This window comes from Rhodospirillum sp. A1_3_36, from assembly GCF_047263945.1.
Classification (GTDB): domain Bacteria; phylum Pseudomonadota; class Alphaproteobacteria; order Rhodospirillales; family Rhodospirillaceae; genus Rhodospirillum.
Map to the genome: position 1 here is coordinate 328779 of NZ_JBLAVB010000003.1, position 20047 is coordinate 348825.

The window sequence follows — 20047 nt, forward strand, 5'->3', positions numbered from 1 at the left end:
CACCAATAATATACGGTCGGCTGTCGATGGGCGCCAGGGTCGGGCGTTATTCGCTGACGTCCAAAGGCACCCGGGCCAGCACCAGGGCGTCGACCCGGGCTGCTCCGCCTCGCAGCAGGACCTTGGCGCATTCATTCAGGGTCGCTCCCGTGGTCATGACGTCGTCCACCAGAATGACGGGTCGCCCCTCCACCTGCTCCGGCTTGGTCATGGCGAAGGCGCCCCGGACGTTACTCCACCGCCCCGTTTGGCCTTTGTGGCCCTGGCTGGCTGTGGCTCGGGAGCGGACCAATGCCAGGGGGCGGTGCTCCAGCCCTTCGATCCGGGCAAGGGACTGGGAGAGCAGGGCGGCCTGATTGTAGCGGCGGTGCCACAGGCGGCGGGGGTGCAGGGGCACCGGGACGAGAACCGGGCTGTCGGTGATCAGCTCCGCTCCGGCCCGGCTCATCCAGCGGGCGAAGGCAGGGGCCGCGTCTGTCCGGTCGGCATGTTTGAACCGAAGGATCAGCGGTTTGGAGCCCTCGTCGTAGATCCAAACCGCGCGTGCCCGGGAAAAGGCCGGGGGATCGCCAAGGCAATCGGCGCAGAGGGTGCCCGGGCCACTGAGGCCGCCGACGGGGAAGGGATGGCCGCATTGCTCGCAATAGGGACGGGTCAAGTGGGTGATCCCGGAAAAACAGTCGGGGCAGAGGGCGCCTGGATCAGATACCAGAGTCCCGCACCCCAGACAGCGGGGCGGTAAGGCCATGTCCAGCAGGGTCCGGCCAAGGTCGCGCAGGGGAGCGGGGAGGGGAAGGGGCATGGCCGGGAAAATCTCCGGGTGAAGACGGAAAAGGGATTATCGGGCAGGGCTCCCATGATCTATACCAGAGCCCATGACCGATAGCATGACCGTCTTCGACCGCCAGGTCGTCCGCCACCACCGGGACCGGGCCGCGCCCGGCCTGGACGGCTTCGATTTCCTTTTTGCCGAATCCGCCGAGCGTCTGGTGGACCGCCTGGATGATATCACCCGGCGGTTTCCCCTGACCCTGGACTTGGGCTGTCACGGCGGCGAGGTCGCCCGCGCGCTTGAGATGAATGCCCAGAAGCGCCGGGGCGGCGTGGAAACCCTGCTGCAATGCGATCTTTCCCCAGGAATGGCGGCGAGGGCGGCGGACCAAGCGGAGAGCGGGCGGGCGTCGATGGTCACGGCCAGTTTCTGCGCTGACGAGGAATGGTTGCCCCTGCGTCCGGGAAGCCTGGACATGGTGCTGTCGAACCTCTCCCTCCATTGGGTCAATGATCTGCCGGGCGCCTTGACCCAGGTGCGTCGGGCGCTCAAACCCGATGGCCTGTTCCTGGGCTGCATGTTTGGCGCCCATACCCTGTATGAACTGCGGGACTGCCTGGCGGAGACGGAAATCGAGCTGGAGGGTGGCCTGTCCCCGCGGACGAGCCCGTTTGCGGATGTGCGGGATGCGGGCAACCTGCTGACCCGGGCGGGCTTTGCTTTGCCGACGGTGGATTCCGAACCGGTTACCGTGATGTATTCCAGTCCCCTGAAACTGTTGACCGACCTGCGGGGCATGGGAGAGACCAACGCCGTTCTCGAACGCCGTAAGGGCTTCACCCGGCGGGAAACCCTGATGCGGGCTTTGGCCCTTTACCAGGAACGGTTCGGAGATTCCGAGGGGCGGGTTCCGGCGACCTTCAACCTCGTTACCATGACCGCTTGGGCGCCGGACGCCAGCCAGCCCAAACCGGCGGCCCGGGGCTCTGGCCAAGTGAACCTGACACAGGTGTTCGAGGGCGATGGCGCCCCCAAGACATGAGATCAAAGTGTCGACCCTAAACCGGAATCGATTTAGGGCCGACAATTCGATTTCGATTCAACAAGGTGAGCATCGAGTGGACCGGAAAACCGGGGCCCAGTTCTCCGGTCCATTCGATGCTCTTTAACAGGCTCAAGGACGGATTCATGCTCTTCCCCACCCCATTGATCGGCGGAACACTGGTCAAGCGGTACAAGCGATTCCTCACCGACGTGGTGCTCGACGACGGGACGGAGACCACGGCCCATTGCGCCAATTCCGGATCCATGCTGTCGGTCAATACGCCCGGTTCCCGAGTCTGGCTGTCCAAAAGCGACAACCCCAAGCGGAAGCTCGCCTACACCTGGGAGATCATCCAGATCGGCGAGGCCATGGTGGGTGTGAACACGGGCACGCCCAATGCCGTGGTGGCCGAAGCCATCGCCGAGGGCAAGGTGCCCGAGCTGGTTGGCTATCCCAGCGTTCGGCGGGAAGTGAAATACGGCAAGAATTCCCGCATCGACGTGTTGTTGGAGGACCCCGAGGGGGGGAAACCGCTCTGCTATGTCGAAGTGAAAAACGTCACCATGAAGCGCGACCCGGAATGGACCGCGCCGGTGGAGTTCCCCGATGGGGTCACCAGCCGGGGGGCCAAGCATTTGGTGGAATTGGCCGATATGGTGGCCGAGGGACACCGGGCGGTGATGGTCTATCTGGTTCAGCGCACCGATGGCGGGTCCGTCACCATGGCCCGGGATATCGATCCCGCTTACGCCGACGGCCTGAACGAGGCCCTTGAAAAGGGTGTCGAGGTGATCTGTCTGGGATGTGCCGTGGACCCGGCAAAGGGAGTTTGGGTGGATCGACCCCTGTCTTTGGCCCTTTAGGGCGGTCAAAAGGGACAAGGAAACGCGGTCGGGGGCTTGTTTCGCGACCGTCTCCTCCCTACAACCATTAGGGTGGAAATGTTCATTTCCCCCTCGTCAACCGGATGGCTTCCCCCCATATTTGGGAAACGCCCGCCGTCTGTTCTTCATTCGCGTAGCAAGTGGACTCCCATTCCATGACTCAAGCCGCCCAGCGTGCCCACCAGATCACCCTTCACGGAGAGGAGGGGTTCGAGGGTATGCGCCGCGCAGGCCGATTGGCCGCTGAAACCCTGGATATGATCGCACCCCATGTGCTTCCGGGGGTGACCACGGATGAACTGGATCGGCTTTGTGCCGAATTCGTTGCCGACCATGGGGCTGTTTCGGCGCCCTTGAATTACCGGGGCTTCCCGAAGTCCATCTGCACTTCGGTCAACCATGTGGTCTGCCATGGCATTCCCAGCCCGGACAAGATTTTGCGGGATGGTGATATCGTGAATATCGATGTGACGCCGATCCTGGATGGTTGGCATGGGGACAGCAGCCGCATGTATTACGCGGGCGAGCCCAAGGTGAAGGCCCGCCGTCTGGTGGAAGCGACCTATGAATGTTTGATGCGCGGCATCAAGGTCGTGCGCCCCGGCGCCACCCTTGGCGACATTGGCCATGTCATTCAGACCTACGCGGAAGGGTTGAAATATTCTGTGGTGAGAGACTTTTGTGGCCATGGCATCGGCACAGTGTTTCACACACCGCCCAATGTCATGCATTATGGTCGTCCGGGCCAGGGATTGCCCCTGCGGGAAGGGATGATCTTCACCATCGAACCGATGATCAATGCTGGACGGCATGACACCAAGATTTTGGCGGACAACTGGACGGCTGTGACCAAGGACAAGTCTCTGTCCGCCCAGTTCGAGCATACCATTGGTGTGACCAAGGATGGCTGCGAGATCTTCACCTTGTCGCCCAGGGGGTGGCATTGTCCTCCCTACGAGGGTGTGTGACCGGCTAAAGACCCATGGACGACGAAAAGGCGCCCGAATCCCAGAAGCTGGATTCCCAGAAACCCGAGCCCCGGAAAAAAGACGGGGCGGGTGCCAAGGCCCACTATTCCGGTCATCGGGCGCGGTTACGGGAACGTTTTCTGGCCAATCCCGACGCTCTTCCCGACTATGAATTGCTGGAACTCCTGCTGTTCCAGGCCCATCCCCGGGGCGATGTGAAACCCCTGGCCAAGGCCCTGTTGGCCGAGTTCAAAACCTACGCCGGGGTGATCACGGCGACGCCAGAGGCGTTGACCCGGGTAGAAGGCGTGGGGGAGGCCGCCGTGGCCGCCCTGAAAACGGCGGAGGTCTCAGCCACCCGCCTTCTCAAAAGCAAAGTGATGAACCAGCCGATCCTCGGGTCTTGGGAGCGGCTGCTGGACTATTGCCACGCCGCCATGGATCACCGGCCAACGGAGCAATTCCGCCTGCTGTTCCTGGACAACCGCAACCGCCTGATTGCCGACGAGTTGCAGCAGAAGGGCACGGTGAACCACACGCCAGTGTACCCTCGGGAGGTGGCGCGTCGGGCTTTGGAGTTGCATGCCTGTGCGGTGATCATGGTGCATAACCACCCCTCTGGCGACCCGACGCCTTCGGCGGCGGACCAGGATATGACGCTGAGCGTGCGCGATGCCTTGCGGGCCGTTGGCGTGGGGCTGCACGACCATGTGATCGTGTCCAAGGGCGGGCATCTGTCGTTTCGGTCACAGGGGTTGTTTTAAAGGAGATATGGGGGCGCTGCCCCCTTATCCCCGCTGGGAGGCGGCGGCCTCCCAGACCCTCCAATCCGTAGGACGCTACTTTCCCAGCCCGCGCCCGATGGCATTGGCCATGCCGATCGTCGAGCGGATTGCCATCGTTGTTCATGTCCAGCATGTCACCGAGACTGCCCAACAGGCTTCCGCCTCCGGATGAACTTCCGCCGCCGAACAGCTCACCGACCAGACCGCCCAAGCCACCGCTTTGTTGTCCACTGTCGCCGAGGAATTAGCCAAGGAACTGGGCTATACCGGTGCCTTGGGTGGCTGCGCGGAAATGAATATCTGGCTGCACAAGGCGGTCATGGCCGAATTGGCCAAGAATGGAGGGCAATCAGTCCCCCACTGGGGCCGAAAGGCCCCAGACCTCGGGCTCTTAATTTGTAAAAGAAAAATGGGGGTTTGGGGGCATTTGCCCCCAAATGGGTTTGGGCAATCGCCCAAAAAAGACCAGACACGGTCATGTACCGTGGACATGCAAATCATGCAAGCGGCGCGGGGGGCATCCGGTGCTATTCGGGCGGCGATAGGTATAGTGACAGGCTGTCCACGCAGGGTTCCGGGCTGGTCATCACGGGCACGGCTGTCTGTTCCGCCAGGATGGGGCGTAGGTGCATCATGGAGGCCTGGGCGAGAATGACCAGGTCGCAGGTGGTGGCCAACGTCAGGGCGGCATCGGTGACGATGGCGTCATGGGTGGCCCGGTCGCCGCTGAGAATGGCCTGGAAGGCGTCACCCTTCAGGCAATGTTCGATCTCTATTTCGCGACCCTGGGCCCGGGCATGGTCGCGCAACAGGGTGGTGCTTGGGCCAACGGTGCTTGAGGCCGTGCAGACCACGCCGATTCGTTTGCCCAATCCCACAGCCTGTTCGGCCATGGCGTCATCAATCTTGATGATGGGAATGGACACCATCTGGCGCGCCACGTTCACCGCTGGAGAGGTGGAGGAGCAGGTGAAGACGATCAGGTCCGCTCCGGTACTCTCCGCTTGGGTGACATGGGTGCAGACGCGCCGAACGATGTCCGGCGATTCCCCTTTTGTCAGCAGGTCCTGGATCAGGCTCTCGTCTACGATGTAGAAGGCTGAAAGCCCTGGGTAACGGGTGGCCAACAGGCCCTTGAACATATCCACCAGGAAGGATCCTGTGTGCAGGAAGGCCAATCTTTTGCCCATAACCTCTCTCTCTTTGATGATAGCGACCGAGCGCCTACGACCGGTTCGGGGCGCGATGGGGCAGCCCGGTCTGAGCGTACAACGGGGGACTCCGTCCTGACACGATAATGGTGGGGGGGATCCGTCCGGCGGGGATATGGCCAAGGAAATCGGTGTTGGGGGAAGGGGGCGGCGCGATGACGCTGGGGCAGACAAATAATCTCCTTGTCAAAGGGGCGTTTTTCGACCAAATACCCCTCCCCGCGCAGGCTCCATCTGGGCACGCGGGGAGGTAGGTGCTCTTCGGCCTTGACAGAGTCGGGTCCTTCGATCAGCTTATCTGGTGTTATGGTTCCCCAGAGAACACAGGATCTGGGGCTAAGAGGGAAGCCGGTGGAACACCGGCGCCGCCCCCGCGACTGTAAGCGGAGAGCCGCCGTCCCCTTCATGTCACTGGCACCCATCGGGGTGCTGGGAAGACGGGATGGAAGCGATGACCCGCAAGCCAGGAGACCTGCCGTGACGCCATTCAACTATCCTCGGGCGGGGTGCTCCGGTGGATCGTCGGCTCCGGTCAGGCTGTGTTCGGCCTGAAACCTGCGCGTGATGGTCTATCCCATTCCCCTGCCGCTTCCGGAGGGGAAGACCCGATGACTGCCACCACCATGACCCCGGCACCCATCCACGATTTTGACGGACAGGGGAATCTGGTTCCGATCACGACCCGGGACCGGGATTCGACGTCCCTATCCTTTCGGCGACGCCCGAGTCCCGCCGAGTTGTGCCTGGACCGCTCGCGGGATGACAAGCTGACCCCCTTCGGCAAGGCCACGCTCGCTGACCGCTATCTGTTGGCGGGGGAGGGGGTCCAGGACATGTTCGCCCGGGTCGCCTGTGCCTTCGCCGACGACCTGGCCCATGCCCAGCGCCTCTATGACGCCATGTCCAATCTGTGGTTCATGCCCTCCACCCCCATCCTGAGCAATGGCGGCACCACCCGGGGCCTGCCCATCTCCTGCTTCCTCAATGCCGTGCCCGACAGCCTGGAAGGCATCATGTCCACCTGGAACGAGAACGTGGCCCTGGCGTCGAATGGGGGGGGAATCGGCACCTATTGGGGGGAGGTGCGCTCTATTGGCGAAACGGTGAAGGGCAATGGCGCCACTTCGGGCATCATTCCTTTCGTTCGGGTCATGGACAGCCTGACGCTTGCCATCTCCCAGGGGTCACTCCGCCGGGGGTCGGCTGCGGTCTATCTGGATGTGCACCATCCGGAAATCGAGGAGTTTCTGGAGATCCGCAAACCGTCGGGGGACTTCAATCGCAAAAGCCTGAACCTCCACCACGCCATTGCCATCACCGACGCCTTCATGGAGGCCGTCCGGGAGGACAAACCCTTTGGTCTGCGCAGTCCTAAGACCGGCGCGGTCCTGCGCGAGGTGAGTGCCCGCCAGCTCTGGCAGAGGATCCTGGATGTGCGATTGCAGACCGGCGAGCCCTATTTGTTGTTCACCGACAGGGTCAACAACGCCTTGCCCAAGCACCAAAGGGATTTGGGGTTGCGGGTCCATTCCTCCAATCTTTGCGCGGAAATCACCCTGCCGACCGGGCGCGACCACCTGGGCAAGGAGCGCACGGCGGTTTGCTGTCTGTCCTCCTTGAATATCGAGACCTGGGACGAGTGGTCCGGGAATGATCAGGTGATCGAGGATGTGCTGCGCTTCCTCGACAATGTGCTGTCCGAGTTCATCGAGACGGCGCCCGATTCCATGGACAAGGCGGCCTATGCGGCTTTGCGCGAACGCTCCGTCGGTTTGGGGGTGATGGGCTTCCATTCCTTCCTCCAGGCCCGGGGCATTCCCTTCGAGGGGGCGATGGCCAAGGTCTGGAACAAGCGGATCTTCACCCAGATTCGCCGGGCGGCCGATGCCGCTTCCGTTCTGTTGGCCGACGAGCGCGGATCCTGTCCCGATGCGGCGGAACGGGGCATCCGTGCCCGCTTCTCCCACAAGCTGGCCATCGCCCCGACGGCGAGCATTTCCATCATTTGCGGTGGGACCAGCGCCTGTATCGAGCCCATCCCAGCCAATATCTACACCCACAAGACGCTCTCTGGCTCGTTTACGGTACGCAATCCCCATCTTCAGGCCCTGCTGGAGGAGAAGGGGGCCGATACCCCGGAGGTCTGGACCTCGATCCTGGAACACGAAGGCTCTGTCCAGCATTTGGAGGTGTTGAGCGACGACGAGAAGGCCGTCTACCGCACGGCCTTCGAGGTTGACCAGCGCTGGATTATCGAACTGGCCGCCGACCGGGCACCCCTGATCTGCCAGAGCCAATCCATCAACCTCTACCTGCCCGGCGATATCCACAAATGGGACCTGCATATGCTCCATTGGAGCGCCTGGGAGAAGGGATTGAAGAGCCTCTATTACTGCCGCTCCAAGTCGGTGCGCCGGGCTGCTTTCGCTGGATCGGGAGAGGGCGAGATGGCTATCCATGCGCCCAGTGAGCGGACCGATTACGACGAATGCCTGGCCTGTCAGTGAAGGAAGCGGAAGAAATGCCTTATGCGACCATGAACCCCCTGGATCTGATCAACACCGGCAAGGTGGGGCTGCTGGATGGCTCCGGGGCCTATAACGTCGACCGCTATCCCTGGGCCTACGAATATTGGAAGAAGCAACAGCAGGTCCATTGGATGGGCGAGGAAATCCCGCTGGGGGAGGACCTGAAGGACTGGGCTTCGGCCCGGGTCAGTGACCAGGAACGGAACCTTCTGACCCAGATTTTCCGCTTCTTCACCCAGTCGGATGTGGAGGTCAGCGACAATTACCTGAAGCGCTATATGCCGATTTTCCAACCCCTGGAAATCCAGATGATGATGGCGGCCTTCACCAATATCGAAACCATCCACATCGACGCCTATGCCCTGTTGCTCAAGACCCTGGGCATGCCGCAAACGGAGTTTGAGGCTTTCCACGATTATGCGGCCATGCGCGACAAGGCGGATTACATGCATAGCTTCGGGGTGGAGACGGTGGCCGACGTCTCGCGCACCTTGGCCATGTTCGGGGCTTTCACCGAGGGCATGGCCCTGTTCGCCAGCTTCGCCATGCTGCTGAATTTTCCCCGCCACAACAAGATGAAGGGCATGGGCCAGATCGTCACCTGGTCGGTGCGCGACGAAAGCCTCCATTGCGAGGGAATCATCCGCCTGTTTCACGCCTGGAACCAGGAAACCGGTGCCCTGACCAAGGCCGTCAAGGACGATATCCTGGACGTGGCGAAAACCATGGTCGGTTTAGAGGAGCGCTTCGTCGATCTGGCCTTTGAACTGGGCGCCGTGGAGGGGATGACGGCAGAGGATATTCGCTCCTATGTGCACTACATCTGCGATTGGCGGCTGACCCAATTGCGTTTGCCGGTGCTCTACGGCCACTTCCGCCAGACGGAAGGGGGGTACGAGCAGATCAAGCCCCATCCGCTGCCCTGGCTGGTGGAAATCCTCAACGGTGTCGAACATGCCAATTTCTTCGAGCAGCGGGCGACAGAGTATTCCAAGGGTGCCACCCAAGGATCCTGGGAAGGCGCTGATGGTGTCTGGGCTGCCTTCGACGCCCATCTAAAGCGGGCCATCCCGCTTTAGATGGGCGTGATGACTTGGGCACCGGCTTTGTTCTTAAGAACGCGATTTTTTGGGCGATTGCCCAAGCCCATTTGGGGGCTAATGCCCCCAAACCCCCATTTTCTTTAGCTCGGGGTCTGGGGCCTTTCGGCCCCAGACTCGCCAAAGAGGGGGGGGACGGGGCAAAGCCCTGTGTTGAGTCCCCTAACCTGACCGCCATTTGATATCGAGCGCGACGACGATCACCCGGTCCGTTTCGGTCAGGGTGTAGAGCCCCTCTCGCGGCGGGTTGATAAGGATCTCCGGGGGGGCGTTCTCCCGATACAGGGCCAGGCCGAGGGCGATTTCTGATCGGGCTCGGGCGCGGTCCATCAGGTCGGAGAAATCCACCGTCTCGCCCGGATGGACATAGGCCTTGGCTGGCTTCAGGTAGATTTCCTGGCCCTTGGCCGAGAGGAATTCGGTGACGATGACGCGCAGAATATTGTTTTCGGCGATGCGGATCAGCAGAAGGCTGACCACGTCCGGCGAGACAATCAGCTCTGGCCGCAGGGTGCCGCCCACCCGCCGTTCCATCAACCGGGCGTTCGAGGCGTCAACCATCTCCGCCACAACATGCAGGTCCGGATGGGTTTGACCCGCCGCAGCGAGGCTGTCGAGCAGGATCAGCCCCATGATCACCCGGGCGTCCGGGTCTTCGATTCCCCCGCTTTGGTCTGAGAGCAAAACCACCGTGTCGGCGTCGGCTACCAGATCCACCAAATGGCGCCGCCGCAGCCAGGGCCGGTTGAGGAAGGTCAGCTCCAGGTTCTGCGGTGCCTTGGGCAGGTCCGTTGCGATCAGCTCGGCCATGCTCTCCGGCGGCAGATTGCCGATCACGGTCACGGAGCCGCCGGTTTCGCCCCCATCCTGCATATGCTCGTCAAAGTTCGACAGGATGGCCGGGATGTTCTTGTTCCATCCGAGAATGACGATCGTCCGCGCCGTCCTTGGGCCCTCTTCCGGAACATCGGGCAGGGTGAGCGTCGGCGTGGGACGCAGGGGGCCGATGGGCGCCGCTTTCGGTGGGCCGAGGAGGATGACCCGCTCCTGGGGTTCGATCAGCCGATCATCGGGTGGGTTGATGTCGGGGATCAGGACCTCCCGGTCGTCCAACTCAAGGACGTCGCAGACGCCAAGCGGGATGGAGTCCGCATAGGACCGCATCGCCTCGGCCATGGGGCGGTTGGCGAGTGTCGGTTCGGCAACCAGCCGCAGGGTCACCTCCCGCGAGCCGAAGACATTGGAGAACACCTGGGAAAGGCCCGGTTGACGGGCGCATTGAACCATCAACTTGCTGATCACATCGCCGGTGGTCAGCACGGGCACCTGATAGTTTCCGGCGACCTTTGCCACTTCCAGGTCGTCCACGTCGACCACCTCGGCGGCCATGGGCGGGCGGCGGTTGTCGGGCCAGTCCACCGCCGACAGGGCCGCGAGGGTTTTGATTACCTCGATGTCATTGGCCACCGGGTCGGTCTCGGACCGGTCCACGGCCATGACCACCACCCGGCTGGCGTGGGCCACGTTGACCCGCTCGAGGTCGCTGGGCAGGCTGGGGCGACCCCGGCGAATGACCACCCGGCGGAGGTCTTTCTTGGGGATGGTTTCAGCCAGGGCGGTGCGGATGTCCTGGGGGTCGCCGTCAGCCAGGACCACCACCTTGCGCAGACCGGCCTCCAACACCCGGCGGATCACTGCCCGGGCCCGGCGCCCATGACCGAGGACGAGGACATGCTCCTCCTCCATCACTGGTCCGGTGCCTTGCTCCAGCACCCGCAGATGCTGCCCCACATGGGTGGAGACCAGGGCAATCAAAGTGCCGAACAGGGCCATACCCACCAGGGTCAGGCAGAGGCTCAACAGAAGCAATTGCCAAGCTGCGGCGTAGTCATTCTCCGTTGCGCCGGGGTCGAGTACCCGCCGCGCCGCCCACCACAGGCCGTCCAGGATGCCACCATCCAACCCCCGGGGCAGCCCCTCCGCATCGGCGTTGTCGGGGTCGGACAGAAACAGGCTGAACAGCACCCCGCCGATGGTCGCGGCGGATCCCGCCGTTACGGCCAGCAGCGCCAATTGGGCGGGCAACCCCATGCTGAAGATCACGTCCAATCGGTAGCGCAACACTTTCAGGAGGCGGGTGAGCGAAGGGGACTGGGCCAAGGAGGGGCCTCCGGTTTTGGGTGAGCAGGACTCACGCCCAGGGGTCAGGCTTTCGGGGGCGACACCGGGGGCGGATTGGCCGGACGGGCGTCGGCGTAGCGGGCTTCCTCGGCATAATACTCGGGGAAACCAACGGCGGCGCGCAAGTCTTCGAAGGGGAGAAGGCGGCTCCCCGGATCCCGCTGGGCCGACAGGTCCTCCAGCGCCCCTTGCATGGCCTTCACCGCCGCAGACAGCAGGGTCAAGGGATAGGCAGCGAGGCGGTATCCCAGCTTGTCCAGCTCGGCGGGCGGCAGAACGGGGGTGGCGCCACCTTCCAGCATATTGGCCATGTGGATGCCCGGAACCTCCCGGGTGATGGTCCGCATGTCCTCCACGGAAGTGGGCGCTTCGACGAAGAGAATATCGGCTCCGGCTTCCGAAAAGTCCTGGGCGCGGGCCAGGGCTTCGTCAAGACCATGGATATGGCGGGCGTCGGTGCGGGCCAGGATCAGGATGTCGGCCCCGGCCGCCCGGGCTTCCTCCCGCGCGTCCACGGCGGCGCGGATCCGGTCCCGGGCCTGGATCCGGTCGACCACCAGCTTGCCCTGGGTATGGCCACAGCGTTTGGGGGCCAACTGGTCCTCGATCATGACCGCCGCGAGGCCCGCCTGGGCGTAGCCCCGTACGGTGCGTTTCACGTTCACGGCATTGCCGTATCCCGTGTCGCCATCGCCGATCACCGGGATGGGGGTGGCCTGGGTGATGGCCCGGGCCTGATCAACCATCTCGCCATAGCTGATCAGTCCGGTGTCCGGCGCGCCCAGGCGGGCGGCAGAGACGGCGAATCCGCTCATGAAGGTCACAGGGAACCCGGCCAACCCGATCAACCGAGCTGACAGGCCGTCGAAACAACAGGGCATGGTGTGGCAGGTGGGTTGGGCAAGCAGGGCGCGCAAAGTTGCGGCGGGACTGGGCGTAGGGGACATGGAACTGGATCCAATATGTTGATCTGAGACATCGTGACGTTGACGAAAGGGGAATGATGACCACATGGTAAGCGCGACGGATCGCCCTGGCAAAGGGAGGCTGTCCCGAAAGCATTTGCGTTCAAGGAAGAGATAAGGGGTGGCCCCCTCTGGGTGCCCATTCCGTTACGGGAGACGTTCATGAACAAGTTTATTGGCGGCCTGCTTGGCGCCGGTCTGCTGGTGGCCTCCAGCTTCTCGGCTCAGGCGGCGGAGACGACCATTCGCATCAGTCTGCAATTGCCCATGAAAAGCCACCTTGGCCAGAACCTTCTGATGTTCAAGGAAGAGGTGGAGAGCAAGTCGAAGGGCGCCATGGAGGTGCAAATCTACGACTCCGCCCAACTGTTCAAGGACAGCGAAGTGCCCCAGGCCGTCGGCCAGGGCCAGATTGAAGCGGGCGTGGCTTCGCTGACCCGCTATGTGGGCGATATCCCGGCGGTGGATGTCTTCTTTATGCCCTTCCTGTTCAATTCCGAGGAGTTGGTGCGCAAGGCCACTGCGCCGGGCTCGCCGGTGCGCGCGCCCCTGGACGCGGCCATTGCCAAAACCGGGTCGAAGGTCCTGTGGTGGCAGGCCTATGGCGGCAATATTCTGCTGACCAAGGATGCTCCCCTGAAGGGCCCCGAGGACATGAAGGACAAGAAGGCCCGGGTCTTCTCCAAGGCTCTCGGAACCTGGACGGCGGCCTTGGGTGGCGCACCGACCCTGATTTCCGGGTCCGAGCAGTATTTGGCCTACCAGCGTGGCACCGTGGACATTGGCATGACCGGTATCTCTGGTGTGTCGGCCCGTAAGCTGTGGGAGGTGATGAACACCATCACCCGCACCAATAACGCCGATATTGAATTCATCGTCGTGATGAACGAGGACTTCTTCAATAGCCTGCCCAAGGACCAGCAGGAGATTATCACCACTGCGGCCCGCAATGCCGAAGTGGCCGTGCGGGACTATGTGTCGACCATGGAGGCCGACGCCTTCAAGGAAGCAGAGGCCAACGGCATGACCGTCTACGAGCCCACCAAGGAAGAGATCGCCGCTTGGCAGGCTGCCAGTCAGCCGGTCATCGATGCCTGGCTGAAAGAGTCCGGTCCCCTGGCCGAGCAGGTCTACAAGGCCGCCCTGTCCCTGCGAGACAGTAAGTAACCTTTGCCCTGGAAAAGGGGTGGGGGGCGGCTGCGGTTGCCCCCTGTTTCACTCTCATTATATAGATTTTAGAGTATCTTCGAGATCAAGTTTGGTCGCAAAGCGACCCAACTTGATCTCGGAATACTCTGGGGTCTATGTTTGTTCCCTATTTGAGGTGCTCCGGTCATGGAGATGATTGATCGGCTGTCGGGTCTTTTGGCCCGGGTGGCGGCGGTTTTATACCTGGGCGTTGGCGTGATGCTGGGCTGGGAAGTGGCGGGGCGGTATCTGTTCAACGCCCCAACGATCTGGGCGGAGGAACTCTCCCGCCTGTTCCTGGTCTGGGGGACGCTGTTGGGGGCCTCCTGGCTGATCAAGGGCGGGCGGCATATCCGCATCACCATGGTCCTGGAACTGCTGGGCGACGGCCCGCGTCGGGTCCTGGAAATCCTCTCCCTGATCTTTGTCATTGCCTTCGCCGTCGGCTTGATCGTCTATGGATCGCCCATCGCCTTGGATTCCCTGGAGCGCGGACGGACCACCGGATCGATGATCGACCTGCCCGTGGGGCTTGTGCAGATCGCCGTGCCCATCGGCGGCCTGTTGATGACCCTGCAAGCGGTGGTCGAGATCCTGCGGCTGGCCCTGGGCGGACCGCTGTCTCACCTGTCCCATGAAGATGACGCGTCGGAAGGGGCGGTCTGATGGAAACCGTTGCGATTCTCGCCGTTCTGTTCACGGTGCTTTTGGCCGGTGTCCCTGTGGCCTATGCCCTGGGTGGGTTGGGCATGGGCCTGCTGCTGGTCGGCGGATTTTCTCCCTTGATGGCGCCGACGGCGTTGTTGTCCTCGCTCGACAGCTTCGTGTTGATCGCCGTTCCCCTGTTTCTGCTGATGTCCAACGTGCTGCTCAAAGGCGGTGTGGGCCGGGATCTGTTCGCCGCCGTGCAGGCTTGGGTGGGCCATTGGCCGGGCGGGCTGGCGGTGTCCACCATCCTGTCCTGTGGCCTGTTCGCGGCCATTTCCGGCAGTTCCGTGGCGACAGCGGCGACCATCGGCACCGTGGCCATTCCGGAAATGATCTCGCGGGGCTATCCCAAGCGCTTCGTTCTGGGGCTGATGGCCGCAGGGGGAACCCTGGGCATTTTGATTCCGCCGTCCATTCCCATGATCATCTATGGTGTGATCACCGAGGAAAGCATCCTCTCGCTGTTCCTGGCGGGGGTCGGACCGGGGCTGCTGCTGATTGGCCTGTTCATGGGCTATTCCATGCTGTTTGCCCGCTTTTCCCCCGACTACCAAGCCTTGCCCAAGGCCAGTTGGGAGGAGAGGGCGCGGACCTTCAAGCGCGCCTTGCCGACGATCCTGTTGGCCGGGATCGTTGTCGTCGGTCTGTATGTGGGCGCCTTCACGCCGACGGAGGCCTCGGCGGTGGGGTTCATCGGCGCGGTCCTGGTCACCGCCTTCGTCCTGCGCACCCTGAGTTGGCAGGGCCTGTGGGAGGCGGCCAAGGAGTCCATGGTCACCTCGGTTGCTATTCTGTTGATCGTCGCCGGAGCGAAGATTTTCGGCAAGGCGATCACCCTCTACCGCATTCCCCAGGATATCAGCAGCTTCATTGCGACGAATATCGATACCCAGGGGCTGTTCATCCTGGCGGTTGCCGGGGTTCTGCTGGTTATGGGGCTGGTTCTGGAAAGCATGTCCATGATGCTGATCATGGTGCCGGTCCTCGCGGGAAGCCTCGCGGCCCTGCATGTGGACCCCATTTGGTTCGGCATCTTCTTCGTCGTCATGGTGGAATGCGCGCTGATCACTCCGCCGGTCGGCTTGAACCTGTATGTGATCCAGGCCGTGGGCAAGGCCCGCATGTCCGAGGTCGCCCGGGGCGTTCTGCCCTTCCTGACCTTGATGTTGGTGGCTGTGGTGTTGATTACCTTGGTGCCGGAGATCGCATTGTATCTGCCGTTCGCTTTGTGATGGGAGCCCTGCGAGCGCTTTGCCCCGTCCCACAGGGTCATGGTAGAGTCCGATCATGACAGCCGGTGTTCTTGCGACAGTTCCATGGCCCCGTCCCACACGGTCATGGTAGAGTCGACCATGCAGCCAGGACAGACAGCCGGTGGTTCCATGGCCCCGTCCCACACGGTCATGGTAGAGTAGGCGGGTACGTGGACGACCCCGACGATCCGTTCCATGGCCCCGTCCCACACGGTCATGGTAGAGTCGAGCCCGAAGGCCCGGCCAAGTCTAGGGAGTTCCATGGCCCCGTCCCACACGGTCATGGTAGAGTCCCTCACCGCCGCGCCATGCGGTGTGGCCCGTTCCATGGCCCCGTCCCACACGGTCATGGTAGAGTGGAGGCGCCGATATCTCCTTGTTTCTAAAGGATATATCGGCGTTTTTTTGTGCAAAGTTCATGGTGTCAGGACCCGTTTTTTCGCTGAAATCCGTGTGACCTCTGCACTTTGGCGCGGAAAAACCAGGACTGGAGGGTCTGGGAGGCCGCTACCTCCCAGCGGGGGTTTGGGGGCGGCGCCCCCATAGGGCCAGCGGGGGTTTGGGGGCGGCGCCCCCATGGTCTGTCCCGTCGTCGCCCTCTATCGGCATCATATCATACCCAGGAACCGTTGGAGTTCCGGCGTTTCCGGTGTGTCGAAGATCTTGTCCGGGGGGCCGATTTCGTGGACCCGGCCCTCGTGCATGAAGACCACTCGGCTGCAGACGTCGCGGGCGAAGCGCATTTCGTGGGTCACCATGAGCAGGGTCATACCCTCTTCGGCCAATTCCTTGACCACGGCCAGCACTTCGGACACGAGTTCCGGGTCCAGGGCCGAGGTGATCTCGTCGCAAAGCAGGGCCATGGGCTCCATGGCCAGGGCGCGGGCGATGGCCACGCGCTGTTGTTGGCCGCCGGAGAGCTCTTCGGGATAGGCGTCGAACTTATGGCCCAAACCGACCCGGTCGAGCATCTTGCGGGCCATGGTTTCCGCCTCGGCCTTTGGCGTCTTCTTCACCACCGTCTGCGAGAGCATCACATTGCGTCCGGCGGTCAGGTGGGGGAACAGGTTGAACCCCTGGAAGATCATGCCGACCTTAAGGCGCAGGGTGCGCAGGGCCGTTTCGTCCGCCATGAGCTGGGCGCCCGCCACCTGGATCGATCCGTCATTGATGACTTCCAGGCCGTTGATGCAACGAAGCAAGGTGGATTTGCCCGATCCCGACTTGCCGATGATGGCGATGACCTCGCCCCGGTTGACGTCGAGATTGATCCCCTTCAGTACCTCGTTGTCGCCAAAGCGCTTTTTAACTTCAGTGATTTCGATGAGCGACATTGAGTTTTCTTTCCAGCAGACGGCTTGCCCAGGACAGCGGGAAGCACAGCGCGAAATAGATCAGGGCGACCGAGCCATAGACCGTGAAGGGCTGGAAGGTCGCGTTGGTGACGATGGTGCCGGCCTTGGACAGCTCGACGAAGCCGATGATGGAGGTCAGGGCCGTGCCCTTGACCACCTGCACCGAAAAGCCGACCGTCGGGGGGATGGCGATCTTGAGGGCCTGGGGCAGGATCACATGGCGCATCTGTTGGGTATAGCCCATGCCAAGGCTGGCCGAGGCTTCCCATTGGCCCTTGGTGATGGCCTCCACACAGCCCCGCCAGATCTCGACGAGGAAGGAGGCTGTCCACAGGATGAGGGCGAGCCCGGCGGCCATCCAGGCCGGAACGTCGATGCCGAACAGGGCAAGGCCGAAGAAGGCGAGGAACAACTGCATCAGAAGCGGCGTGCCCTGGAACAGCTCCACATAGCCCTTGGCCAGGGTCCGATAGATCGGCCGCCGTCCGATCCGCAGGAAGAGCAGCCCGGCGCCCAGCAGGCCACCGCCAAGAAAGGAGACCAGGGAGAGGACAACCGTCCAGCGGGCCGCAAGCAACAGATTGCTGACGATGTCCCAGGTGGAGAAGGAGGTCATCGGCTTTGCCTTCTTGGAAACAGGGTCCAGCCGACGGCCCGCAGAAGCTGCCTCAAGCCGATGGCGAGAAGAAGATAGAGAACCGTCGAGACCATGTAGGTCTCGAAGGCACGGAAGGTGCGCGACTGGATGTAATTGGCGGCAAAGGTCAGGTCTTCCGCAGCGATCTGCGAGGTAACCGCAGACCCGAGCATGACAATCACGACCTGGGAGGACAGGGCCGGCCAGATGCGGCGGAGCGCGGGGATCAGCACCACATGGCGGAAGGCCTGGAAGGGGCTCATGCCCAGGCTGGCACCCGCTTCGAACTGACCCCGGGGCGTGGCCTCGATCCCGGCGCGAATGATCTCGCAGCTATAGGCGCCCAGATTGATGACCATCGCCAGATTGGCCGCCGTCAGTTCCGACATGCGCAAGCCAAGCGCGGGCAGGCCGAAGAAGATGAAAAACAATTGGATCAGGAACGGGGTATTGCGGATGAGCTCCACGTAGGTCGCAACGAAGGGGCGCGCCCAGGCGGGACCGAGGGAGCGTGTCCAGGCGCAGGCCGTTCCCAGGCCGATACCCAGAACGGATCCGACGAGGGTCAATTCGACGGTGATCCATAGGCCCTTCAGGATGACCGGCAGATAGGGGCCAATCCAACTGAAATCGAAGTGGTAACTCATGTCGCCTCCCCGGGGACAAAGGATGGCCGGGCGCTCTTTTGAGTGGCCCGGCCACACGGATGCCTAGAGCGGAATGAGGAAAAGTGGGCACCGGTTTTCCGTCCTCATTCCGCTCTAACCATAAGATCTAGGTCACGTTCATGAAATCAGGTCGAACAGACCTGATTTCATCGTGATCTAGAGGTCCTTGGGCAGCGGATAGCCCAGCCATTTCTCGGAAATGGCGTCGAGGGATCCGTCGGCCTTGGCTGCGGCGATGATCTCGTCAACCTTGGCCATCAGGGCGGGTTCGTTCTTGTTCATGCCCACATAGCAGGGGGAATTCTTGATCAGGAACTTCAGCTCCGGCCGCTTGGGCGGGTTCTTGGCGAGGATCGCCGCAGCCACCACGTTGCCCGTGGCGATCAGGTCCACCTGACCGGACAGGAAGGACGAAATGGTGCCGTTGTTGTCCTCGTAGCGCTTCATGTCGACGTCATCACCGACCAGCTTGGAGATCTCCAGATCCTCCACCGAGCCCCGTGTGACGCCGACGGAGTGACCGGCCAGATCCGCCGCCGATTCGATTTTGATGTCTGCCGGTCCGAAAATGCCGTTGTAGAACGGCGCATAGGCGGTGGAGAAATCGATGACCTTTTCGCGGTCGGGGTTCTTGCCGAGGCTGGAGATGACCAGATCCACCTTGCCGGTCTGCAGGTAGGGGATGCGGTTGGCGCTGGTGACGGGCGTCAGAACGACGGTGACGCCGAGTCTTTCGCCGATCAGTCGGGCGGTGTCGATGTCGTAGCCCTGGGCGGACATGTCGGTACCGACGGAGCCGAAGGGCGGAAAGTCCTGGGGAACGGCAACGCGAAGGGTTCCGCGGTCGGTGATGTCAGACAGGGCATCGGCATGGGCAGGGGCCGGAGCCTGCGTCAGGCCAACAACGGCGGCGAGGCCTGCGGCGAGGCCGAGAAGCGTTCTACGATTCATGGTCCTGAAGTCTCCTTGTCGAGGGGGGAGGGAATCCCTGGGGGGCTGTCCGGCCTGGGGGCGGACGCGGTAAAGGTCGAAAAGGCTTCGCGCAGGCCCGACATGGGATCGGGCGTCGCGCTGAGGTTGAGGCCGTTTTCCACATGGTCGATGTGGGCGCTCATCAGGGCGGCTGCGGCGGTGAGGTCGCCGTCCTCAAGGGCGGCCAGGATCTCTTCGTGATCATGGCTCGATTGCTCGGCCTTATCCTTCGGCTGGTAGAGCATGGAAATCAGGGTCGTGCGCGCGGTGAGGTCGCGGATGATGTCGGACACCAGTCCGTTGCCGATCAGGTTCGCCAGAATGATATGGAAATCGCCAAGAAGGCAGGTGCGGGTGCCGATCTCGTCGCTCTCCAGGGACCGCTGTTCGGCGGCCAAATGGGTGCGCAGGGCCGCCAGGGCGGTCTCCGGCACGCCGGGGGCGGAGAGCAAAAGACCCGTTTCGACGATCTTGCGGGCGTGAAAAGCGTCCCGCGCTTCCTCCGCCGAGGGCTGCGCCACGAACCAGCCACGCCTTGGGCTGACGGTGACAATGCCGCGGGTCTGAAGCTTCACCAGCGCTTCGCGGACCTTGGTGCGGGAGGTGCCGAACAGCTTGGCCAAGGGCGCTTCCCCCAGGCGAGCCCCGGGGTGAAGGCGGCCGGCCAGCACCGCGTCCATGATGAAGGTCTCAATGTCGAAGTCCTGTTTTTCCATCGGAAATCTGCTTATCACCTTGCATACAAGATTGAATGCAAGGTGATAAGCAAGTGCGGTGCCAATTCCATGGATAGGGAGGATGCTGTTTCTTTACAGGAGGTTGGGCAG

At 62.5% G+C, this 20047-nt stretch carries 19 protein-coding genes, 1 pseudogene, 1 CRISPR repeat array and 1 riboswitch; of the genes and pseudogenes, 11 read left to right on the top strand and 9 right to left on the bottom strand.

What is annotated here, in order from left to right:
• Nucleotides 1-46: 46 nt before the first annotated feature.
• Nucleotides 47-802, bottom strand: a complete 756-nt coding sequence (locus ACLIRY_RS09090; RefSeq protein ID WP_413205054.1) for a double zinc ribbon domain-containing protein — start codon at nt 800-802, stop codon at nt 47-49.
• A 73-nt stretch (nt 803-875) separates the two neighbouring features.
• Between ACLIRY_RS09090 and ACLIRY_RS09095 the strand changes: the two genes are divergently transcribed.
• The 6 genes and pseudogenes from ACLIRY_RS09095 to ACLIRY_RS09120 all read left to right on the top strand — a co-directional run.
• On the top strand, nt 876-1814 hold the full coding sequence (locus tag ACLIRY_RS09095; protein ID WP_413205055.1) for a methyltransferase domain-containing protein: 939 nt from the start codon (nt 876-878) through the stop codon (nt 1812-1814).
• 146 nt (nt 1815-1960) lie between these two features.
• Nucleotides 1961-2680: a DNA/RNA nuclease SfsA gene (gene sfsA / locus ACLIRY_RS09100; RefSeq protein WP_413205056.1), complete on the top strand. Its 720-nt coding sequence runs from the start codon at nt 1961-1963 to the stop codon at nt 2678-2680.
• Nucleotides 2681-2856: 176 nt separating this feature from the next.
• Entirely contained in the window at nt 2857-3669 is an 813-nt protein-coding gene (gene map, locus ACLIRY_RS09105) for a type I methionyl aminopeptidase (protein WP_413205057.1), read from the top strand.
• Between the two features lie 14 nt (nt 3670-3683).
• Entirely contained in the window at nt 3684-4433 is a 750-nt protein-coding gene (gene radC / locus ACLIRY_RS09110; protein WP_413205058.1) for a RadC family protein, read from the top strand.
• Nucleotides 4434-4440: 7 nt separating this feature from the next.
• A complete protein-coding gene (locus ACLIRY_RS09115; RefSeq protein WP_413205059.1) occupies nt 4441-4626 on the top strand; it encodes a hypothetical protein in 186 nt (61 codons plus the stop codon).
• A gap of 51 nt (nt 4627-4677) precedes the next feature.
• Nucleotides 4678-4791: pseudogene (locus ACLIRY_RS09120) on the top strand (DUF3597 family protein); the annotation flags it as partial.
• A gap of 190 nt (nt 4792-4981) precedes the next feature.
• On the opposite strand, the gene ACLIRY_RS09125 reads toward ACLIRY_RS09120, so the two are convergent.
• Nucleotides 4982-5644, bottom strand: a complete 663-nt coding sequence (locus ACLIRY_RS09125) for an aspartate/glutamate racemase family protein (protein WP_413205060.1) — start codon at nt 5642-5644, stop codon at nt 4982-4984.
• A 311-nt stretch (nt 5645-5955) separates the two neighbouring features.
• Nucleotides 5956-6160: riboswitch (cobalamin riboswitch) on the top strand.
• Nucleotides 6161-6288: 128 nt separating this feature from the next.
• Between ACLIRY_RS09125 and ACLIRY_RS09130 the strand changes: the two genes are divergently transcribed.
• Both ACLIRY_RS09130 and ACLIRY_RS09135 read left to right on the top strand, forming a co-directional pair.
• Nucleotides 6289-8172 carry a ribonucleoside-diphosphate reductase subunit alpha gene (locus ACLIRY_RS09130; protein ID WP_413205345.1) on the top strand — a complete coding sequence of 628 codons (1884 nt, stop codon included), beginning with the start codon at nt 6289-6291 and terminating at the stop codon, nt 8170-8172.
• 14 nt (nt 8173-8186) lie between these two features.
• Nucleotides 8187-9272: a ribonucleotide-diphosphate reductase subunit beta gene (locus tag ACLIRY_RS09135; protein ID WP_413205061.1), complete on the top strand. Its 1086-nt coding sequence runs from the start codon at nt 8187-8189 to the stop codon at nt 9270-9272.
• Nucleotides 9273-9455: 183 nt separating this feature from the next.
• On the opposite strand, the gene ACLIRY_RS09140 is transcribed toward ACLIRY_RS09135, so the two are convergent.
• Nucleotides 9456-11453 carry a CASTOR/POLLUX-related putative ion channel gene (locus ACLIRY_RS09140; RefSeq protein ID WP_413205062.1) on the bottom strand — a complete coding sequence of 666 codons (1998 nt, stop codon included), beginning with the start codon at nt 11451-11453 and terminating at the stop codon, nt 9456-9458.
• Nucleotides 11454-11497: 44 nt separating this feature from the next.
• Complete coding sequence (locus ACLIRY_RS09145) at nt 11498-12421, bottom strand: isocitrate lyase/PEP mutase family protein (protein ID WP_413205063.1); 924 nt, start codon at nt 12419-12421, stop codon at nt 11498-11500.
• A 180-nt stretch (nt 12422-12601) separates the two neighbouring features.
• Here ACLIRY_RS09145 and dctP point away from each other — a divergent pair, with 180 nt between their 5' ends.
• The 3 genes from dctP (at nt 12602) to ACLIRY_RS09160 (ending at nt 15567) form a co-directional block, all read left to right on the top strand.
• Nucleotides 12602-13606: a TRAP transporter substrate-binding protein DctP gene (gene dctP, locus ACLIRY_RS09150; protein WP_413205064.1), complete on the top strand. Its 1005-nt coding sequence runs from the start codon at nt 12602-12604 to the stop codon at nt 13604-13606.
• Between the two features lie 168 nt (nt 13607-13774).
• Entirely contained in the window at nt 13775-14293 is a 519-nt protein-coding gene (locus ACLIRY_RS09155) for a TRAP transporter small permease (protein WP_413205065.1), read from the top strand.
• Nucleotides 14293-15567 carry a TRAP transporter large permease gene (locus ACLIRY_RS09160; RefSeq protein ID WP_413205066.1) on the top strand — a complete coding sequence of 425 codons (1275 nt, stop codon included), beginning with the start codon at nt 14293-14295 and terminating at the stop codon, nt 15565-15567. Before ACLIRY_RS09155 ends, ACLIRY_RS09160 begins: the two co-directional genes overlap by 1 nt.
• Nucleotides 15568-15580: 13 nt before the next feature.
• A CRISPR array of direct repeats spans nt 15581-15946; the repeat unit is 36 nt; unit sequence GTTCCATGGCCCCGTCCCACACGGTCATGGTAGAGT.
• 250 nt (nt 15947-16196) lie between these two features.
• Here ACLIRY_RS09160 and ACLIRY_RS09165 read toward each other — a convergent pair.
• From ACLIRY_RS09165 to ACLIRY_RS09185, 5 genes are all read right to left on the bottom strand, one after another.
• Entirely contained in the window at nt 16197-16922 is a 726-nt protein-coding gene (locus tag ACLIRY_RS09165; protein ID WP_413205067.1) for an amino acid ABC transporter ATP-binding protein, read from the bottom strand.
• Nucleotides 16900-17559 (bottom strand): amino acid ABC transporter permease, encoded by a 660-nt coding sequence (locus ACLIRY_RS09170; protein WP_413205068.1) that lies wholly within the window; start codon nt 17557-17559, stop codon nt 16900-16902. Before ACLIRY_RS09170 ends, ACLIRY_RS09165 begins: the two co-directional genes overlap by 23 nt.
• Nucleotides 17556-18227 carry an amino acid ABC transporter permease gene (locus ACLIRY_RS09175; protein ID WP_413205069.1) on the bottom strand — a complete coding sequence of 224 codons (672 nt, stop codon included), beginning with the start codon at nt 18225-18227 and terminating at the stop codon, nt 17556-17558. Before ACLIRY_RS09175 ends, ACLIRY_RS09170 begins: the two co-directional genes overlap by 4 nt.
• Before the next feature lie 177 nt (nt 18228-18404).
• On the bottom strand, nt 18405-19199 hold the full coding sequence (locus ACLIRY_RS09180) for a transporter substrate-binding domain-containing protein (RefSeq protein WP_413205070.1): 795 nt from the start codon (nt 19197-19199) through the stop codon (nt 18405-18407).
• Nucleotides 19196-19936: a GntR family transcriptional regulator gene (locus ACLIRY_RS09185; protein WP_413205071.1), complete on the bottom strand. Its 741-nt coding sequence runs from the start codon at nt 19934-19936 to the stop codon at nt 19196-19198. Before ACLIRY_RS09185 ends, ACLIRY_RS09180 begins: the two co-directional genes overlap by 4 nt.
• Nucleotides 19937-20047: the final 111 nt, after the last annotated feature.